Below are 6,903 nucleotides of genomic sequence, written 5' to 3'. Positions count from 1 at the left end.
GCAGCGATCTGGCACAACAACAAGACCGGCGCACCCGTCACCCGGTCACTGATCGCCTACGACCACTGACCGGGATATCGGAACTACTCGTCTAGACCCGGTAGACCCCGAATTCGTAGAGCGAATAGCCCCAACCGGTCGCCCGGGTGGTGCCGTTCATCCGTACGTACCGGCCGGAGCCGCTGATGTTCAGGCTGTCGAAGCCGCCGTTGCCGCTGGTGGTGCTGTAGACGGTGGTCCAGGTGGAACCGTTGTCGGACGTCTGGATCGCGTACGCCTTCGCGTACGCGTCCTCCCACGCGAGCTGCACGTGGTTGAAGGACTGCACCGAGCCGAGGTCCACCTGCACCCAGGCCGTGTCCAGCCACTCGCTCGCCCAGCGGGTGCCGTAGTCGCCGTCGACCGCGTACGCCGGCAACTGCGGCCCGTTGCTCCCGGTCGGCTGGTACGACGAGGCGGTGGCCGTACGCCCCCGGGCGAGGTTGGTGCCCGGGACCGTCGGCGGCACCACGCGCAGCGACCGCTGCTCGATGCCCACGTTGCCGTGGCCGTCGAACGCGTACACGTAGACCTTCCACACGCCGAGCTTCTCGGGCGCGCGTACGGTGAACGAGCCGTTGCCGTTGTCGGTGAAGACCACGTTCGTCAGGCCGGTGTTCCCGCTGATGTGCTTGTCGGAGTACATGAGGTTGTAGCGGATCAGGTCGCCGTCGGGGTCGGTGGCCGCCGTGGTGAGCGTGAACGTCCCGCCCGCGGGCACCGCCGTCTGGTTGCTCACCGTCATCGAGGTGATCTCCGGCGGCGTGTTCGCCGAGGCCTGCCCGGTGTACGCCTGCCGCAGCGCGTGGTAGCCCAGCCGCCGCCACCCGCCGGTGAAGGTGTTCAGCCAGACCCCGCCGAAGTCGTTCTCGAGTCCGTAGTGGAACTCGGTCGCGCCCAGCGCCACGCCGGGATGCGCCTTGATGGCGTTCCAGCTGCTCGTGTAGCCCGCGCGCTTCTGCAGATCGGACGGCTCGGTCGGCACGCCGTTGACGTCGGCGGGCACCTCCCACTCGCCGGCCGGCCCGCCCTCGGTGAGGATGTACGGCTTGGTGTAGCCGCCGTTGATCCAGTCCTGCTTGACGTTGCCGATCGCCCCGTACGAGTTGACCGCGAGCAGGTCCAGGTCGGGCGCGTACTGCTTGTAGTAGGGCCAGGCACCCGTGTACGCGTCGGTCGACGTGACCGGGTGGTTCGGGTCGGCGGCGTGGATGGCCTGGGCCACCTCGTTGACGAACCGGGCGTAGCCGACGCGCCGCGCCTCGACCTCGGCGGCGGACAGCCCGTGGTCCTGCATGGTGAGGATGACCTCGTTGCCGACGTCCCACATCAGCACGCCCTGGCGGTTCTTGAGCGCGTTGACCCGGGCGACGATCTCCGCCTTGACCGAGTTCTTGTAGGCGGTGTCGTTGACGTAGTCGGCGCCCTGGTTCAGCCAGTGCCCGACGACCACCTTGATGCCCTGCTGCGCGGCGCGGTCGAGCAGCGCCGGGGTGTTGGCGTCGTCCACGCCCCAGATGCGGATCGTGTTGACACCCATGTTCCGCAGGTCGCGCAGGTACCCGTCGGCCGCCGCCTGCGGCGGGCCGTAGGTCAGACCCTTGATCTCGTACGCCGACCCGTTGACGTTGAGCTGCCAGTTGCCCTGGGAGCCGGTCACCCGTACGGTCGACGGCCCGCCGGGGGTGGCGGGATCGGTCATCGCCGCGGGTGTCGCGCCGGTGGCCCGGGCCACCGAGACGGAGTCGACCGACAGCACGCCGCCGGAGGTCGTCTCGGGGGTCGGCGTGGTGAAGCCGGCGATCGCGTTCGGCAGCGACCCGCCGATGGCCAGGTCGAGGCGGAGGAAGAAGCCGTGGTGCACGGCGGCGTTCCACGCGGTGACGCCGACCTGGGACTCGCGGACCACCCAGGTCTGCCGCCCGTCGAGGTAGAAGCGGATCTCCTCGTCGGTCTTCGTCCGGTCGATGACCTGCGAGTACTCGTGGTAGCCGGTCTGGCAGCCGGTGCAGCTCGCGAACCCGCTCGCCCGGCCGTTGTACTCGGCGCAGGGGCCGTCGGGCGCGGTGCCGCAGTGCAGGGTCTGCGACAGCTGGCTGCGCCCGTTGACGCCGGTCATGATGTCGGTCTCGCCGACGCCGGGCCAGTTCGTGTAGTTGCCCCGGTACGCCGCACCCGTGGCGCGGAAGCCCGGCCAGTAGCCGAGGCCGTTGGCGACGTCGGGCTGCTTGAGCACGGCGCTGAACTTCAGCAGTTCGCCGGCGCGCGGCTCGAAGTCGGTGCGCTGGGTCTCGAGGCGCCCGGAGGTCCACCTTCCGGCACCGTCGCGGATCGCCTTGACGGACAGCTTGCCGGTGCCGTCGAGGGACACGTTGGCGGTCGAGTCGGTGGCTGTCTCGACCTCGCCGGTGCCCCAGTTGGCCGCGCCGCCGGGATACTGCGTGCCGGTGCGCAGCAGCCAGTTGGCCGCGCTGGGCGAGGTGTTCGCCGGTCCGGTGAAGTCCTCGCTCCACACCGGGGTCCAGTTGCCGGGCACCGGCGTCGGGTCGGTGGGGTCGGGCGTGGTGCCGCCGGTGCTGCCGTAGACCCTGAACTCCCACAGTGAGTAGCCGTAGGGGCTGCCGCGCTGGGTGCCGTACATCCGGACGTAGCGCCCGGAGCCGCTCACCGTGAGCGTCTCGGTGCCGCCGGCACCGTTGGTGGTGCCGTAGATGTCGGTCCAGGCGGTGCCGTCCGCGCTCGTCTGGATCTTGTACGCCTTCCCGTACGCGTTCTCCCACTGGAGGACGACCTGGGTGACCGTGGCGGTGGCGCCGAGGTCGACGCGGATCCACTGGGGATCGGCGAACTGGCTCGACCACCGGGTGCCGGGATTGCCGTCGACCGCGTTCTCCGCCACCACGTCGTTGCCCTCGAGCGACGAGGCGAGCGCGGGCTTGCCCTGCGAGAGCAGCGCGTCCGCGGCGTGCGCGGTCACCTGCACGACGCTCAGGTACGCGGCGACGACCGCGAGCACGACCACGAGGACGAGCCCGCGCCTGCGGGGGCCGGTGCGGGCGGGCGGCGGAACCGGTGGGCTGAGGGAAAAGGCCGGATGCACGGGGACTCCTGACGTTCGCCGGACGGAGCCGGGAGGGGAACGGAGCGCGCCTCGGATCGGGGATGGAGAGCGCTCTCCAACGCATGCCGCAGTGTTACGCCCGCTTTTCCTCCGTGTCAATAGAACGGCCCGTACGCCCCCGCCGGATCGCCCGGCCGCCGCCGCATACAGGACATACCCGCCCCCGTTCCGGCGGTCGGGACGCATTGACACGATCGAAATGGCGGTCGAGACTCGCGGTGTGCGTCGATTTCCCCCCGTGCGCTTTTCCCGCCTGAATCGATTTCCCCCGCCCGCTCGATTCGCGATCACCGGCACCCTGCTGCTCGGCCTGTCCGCCTGCGGCACCACGACCGCCCCGGGCCCGGCCGCCCCGGCCTCCGTGGCCGCCGCCGCGCCCTCGGCCGCCACGTTCGGCGGCACCGATCTGGCCTGGGTCGAGATCACCATCGCCATGGACGAGCAGCTGCTGCCGCTGCTGGACCTCGTGCCCGGCAAGGCCGCCGACCAGCGGCTCGTGCAGCTGTCCACGCAGGTCAGGGACCTGCACGAGCGGGAGCTCGGCGACCTGCGGGCCCTGCACGACGAGGCCCGGCTGCCGGCCGAGAACCCGCACAAGGGCATGCCGATGCCGGGCATGGTGACCCCGGAGCAGGTCGCCGAGGCCGCCGCCGCGCGCGGTGCCGCCTTCGACGACCTGGTCGTGCGGCGCCTCACCGCGCACCTCGAGCAGGGCGTCACCCTGGCCGAGAGCGAGCGGAAGGCCGGCGTCGAGCCGCGCACCCGGGCGCTCGCGGAGCAGGTGCTCGACAGCCGGCGGACGTACCTTTCTCTGCTGACGTCCTTTTCCTGAAATGGTCCGGGCCCCGCATTTCACGGGACCCGGACGATCGATCACGGCAGTTCGTAGTTCTCGTTCAGGGCGGCGCCCCGGTCCGGCTTGTACTGGTCGTAACCGCGCGGGTCGCACTGCAGCCCGCCGTTGATGCAATGGGTCACGAGCGCCCGCAGCGTCGGCGCGTCCCACGCGTTGTAGAAGTCGTAATGGAACGAGTAGCCGCGGCCGCTCGACAACCGCACGTTCGCCATGTTCCCGCTCACCGGGAAGGCCACCTTGAACTCGATCATCGGTACCGCCACCGGGTGGCTGGCCGGGCAGATCCCGACCACCGGGTACGCCATGTGGCTCTTGTGGTCCGGCGTGTCCAGGTGGAGGCCGTCCCAGCAGCTCGGCGCCTGGTAACGCATGTTGAGCTGGCTACCGGCCACGCAGTTCGCCGGGAAGTCCCAGTTGCGGACGCTGTCGCCGCACTCCCAGCCCTCGACGGCGCCGGGCGCGTTGCGGAACTCGTCCAGCGTGGCCGACGGGCTGCCGACCACGTAACGCAGGCCGGGCGGGGACGGGCGCACGCTGCGGTAGTCGATGACGCCGCTCTTGTAGTAGATGACCTGCCGGCCCACCGGCTGCACGGCCGTGTCGCCGTTGAGCAGCGTCGGCATCCAGTAACCGGTCTTGTCGCCCGGCGTGATGCACGACGTCTGCCCGGCCTGGAGGCTGGCCAGCGTGGTCGCCGCGTTCGTGGTCGTGTTGCCCATGAACGTGTGCGAGTGCGAGGCGCCCGGCATGTTCGGGAAGACGATCGGGTCGTCCGGCAGGTTCGACCGGCTCACCGAGCAGTTCGCCTGGAACTCGTGGTGCGTGGTCGGCGGGTTGGTCGCCGGCGGCACGGCCGTCGACGGTACGACGCCGGTGACGGGCGGGTTCGCGAGCACGTAGCCGCTGCCGCCCGGGTCGGGCTGGGCGCCGGTGAGCGAGCCGTACACCTTGAACTCGTACAGGGAGTAGCCGTAGCCGGTGCCGCGCTGGGTGCCGTACATCCGGACGTAGCGCCCGGAGCCGCTCACGTTCAGCGTCTGGGTGCCGCCGGCGCCGGTCGTGGTGCTGTAGATGCTGGTCCACGCGTTGCCGTCGGGGCTCGTCTGGATCTGGAACGCCTTGCCGTACGCGGTCTCCCACTGCAGGACGACCTGGGTGACCGTCGCGGTGCCGCCGAGGTCGACGCGCAGCCACTGCGGGTCGGCCCACTGGCTGCCCCAGCGGGTGTCGGCCCGGCCGTCGACCGCCGCGGCGGCCGGCGACTCACCGTTCTCCAGCGACGACGCGAGCGCCGGACGGCCCTGCGAGAGCAGGGTGTCGGCGGCGTGCGCCTGCTGGATGCCGACCGCGAGCAGCGAGCCCGCCAGCACGGCGGCACCGATCGGGGCGACGAGCCGTCTGAGCCTTCTTCTCGTGGGTGTCATGGGTCCTCCAGGGGACGGGTTCCCGGGCCGGACACCTCGCGGCGGTCGCCACGAGCTGCGGGGAAAGGGCCGCGGGGGTACGGGGAACGCGGAGAGCGCTTTCCGAAGTGTTACGCCGCTATTGCACGGACGTCAATACGCCCGCGCGGTTCCGGAACCGGCTCTGCCCGTTCACCCGTCAATCGCCGCCGCCGCTGCCGCATCCAGCCCCATCCCGGTCCCATCCCGGGCCGTTCCGGTCTTATTCCCGCCGCATCCCGGCCGCGGCCCGACCGCGTCCGGCTCTTGCCGGAGAGCGCTCTCCGGCTGTGCTATAAAGACGTCATGGAGACTCGGAGGTCCGCTCGATGACCACCACGGGCGGACGCGTGCGCGTCGGCGAGCGGCTGCCGACGCTGGAGGACGTGGCCCGCCTGGCCGGGGTCTCCCGGGCGACGGTGTCCCGCGTGATCAACGGCATCCGCAACGTCGACCCCCAGCTGCACGAACTCGTCTGGGACGCGGTCGGGCGCACCGGCTACGTGCCCAACCGGCTGGCCCGCTCCCTGGTCACCCGGCGCACCGGCACCATCGCGCTTGTCGTGTCCGACTCCGAGAGCCACGACGACGACCCGTTCATGGGCCGCTTCTTCGCCGACCCCTATTTCGGCCGCGTCGTCGGCGGCCTGATGAGCGTCCTGCGTACGGCGGGGATCCAGCTCGCCCTGCAGATCGTCGGCACCGAGGACCAGCGCACCCGGCTCGTCGGCGACCTGCGCCACGGCCAGGCCGACGGCGTCGTGGTGCTCTCCCTGCCGGGCCACGACCCCCTGCCCCGGATGCTCACCGACGCGGGCGTCCCGGCCGTGATGATCGGCCGCCCCGCCGACCCGGTGCCGATCAACTACGTCGACCTCGCCAACGACGCCGGCGCCGCCCTGGCCGCCGACCACCTCGTCGCCCGCGGCTGCCAACTCGTCGGCATGATCGCCGGCCCCGCCGACGTCCCCGCCAGCAGCGACCGGATCACCGGCTTCCGCCGCTCCATGGCCCGCCACGGCCACGGCTGGGTCCCCCAGGTCTCCGGCAACTTCACCCAGGAAAGCGGCGAGGCGGCGATGCGCACCCTGCTCGCGGACCACCCGCACCTCGACGGCGTCTTCGTCGCCAACGACCTGATGGCCCTCGGCGCCCTCCTCGCCCTGCGCGACGAGGGCCGCACGGTCCCCGCGGACGTGGCGGTGGTGGGCTTCGACGACAGCAGCGCGGCCACGGCGGCCGACCCGGCCCTGACGACGGTCCGGCACCCCCTCGAGGACATGGCCGCCGAGGCGGCCCGCCTCCTGATGACCCGCATCGACGACCCGGACATGCGAGTCTCCTCCGTCATCTACGAACCCACCCTGATCAAGCGCCGCTCCGCCTGACCCCGCCCGCCCCGGCTTCACGCGCTCGACGACCTGCGCCTGGTCCGCCCCGCTGGG

General features: G+C 71.3%; 4 protein-coding genes. 2 read left to right on the top strand and 2 right to left on the bottom strand.

Annotated features, from left to right (window positions below; translation table 11 throughout):
- Positions 1-91: 91 nt before the first annotated feature.
- Positions 92-3,061 (bottom strand): discoidin domain-containing protein, encoded by a 2,970-nt coding sequence (locus CLV70_RS28525; RefSeq protein ID WP_170148670.1) that lies wholly within the window; start codon positions 3,059-3,061, stop codon positions 92-94.
- A 337-nt stretch (positions 3,062-3,398) separates the two neighbouring features.
- On the opposite strand from CLV70_RS28525, the gene CLV70_RS28520 reads away from it, so the two are divergent.
- On the top strand, positions 3,399-3,992 hold the full coding sequence (locus CLV70_RS28520) for a DUF305 domain-containing protein (protein ID WP_106129681.1): 594 nt from the start codon (positions 3,399-3,401) through the stop codon (positions 3,990-3,992).
- A gap of 41 nt (positions 3,993-4,033) precedes the next feature.
- On the opposite strand, the gene CLV70_RS28515 is transcribed toward CLV70_RS28520, so the two are convergent.
- Positions 4,034-5,440, bottom strand: coding sequence for a DUF1996 domain-containing protein (locus CLV70_RS28515; RefSeq protein ID WP_106129680.1), 1,407 nt, complete (start codon positions 5,438-5,440; stop codon positions 4,034-4,036).
- 347 nt (positions 5,441-5,787) lie between these two features.
- On the opposite strand from CLV70_RS28515, the gene CLV70_RS28510 reads away from it, so the two are divergent.
- Positions 5,788-6,846, top strand: coding sequence for a LacI family DNA-binding transcriptional regulator (locus CLV70_RS28510; RefSeq protein ID WP_106129679.1), 1,059 nt, complete (start codon positions 5,788-5,790; stop codon positions 6,844-6,846).
- Positions 6,847-6,903: the final 57 nt, after the last annotated feature.

Origin of the sequence: Pseudosporangium ferrugineum, from assembly GCF_003002065.1 — a bacterium.
Taxonomy (GTDB): Bacteria; Actinomycetota; Actinomycetes; order Mycobacteriales; family Micromonosporaceae; genus Actinoplanes; species Actinoplanes ferrugineus_A.
The sequence above is the reverse complement of the archived record's forward strand: the minus strand, read 5'-3'. Positions and strand labels throughout refer to the sequence as shown.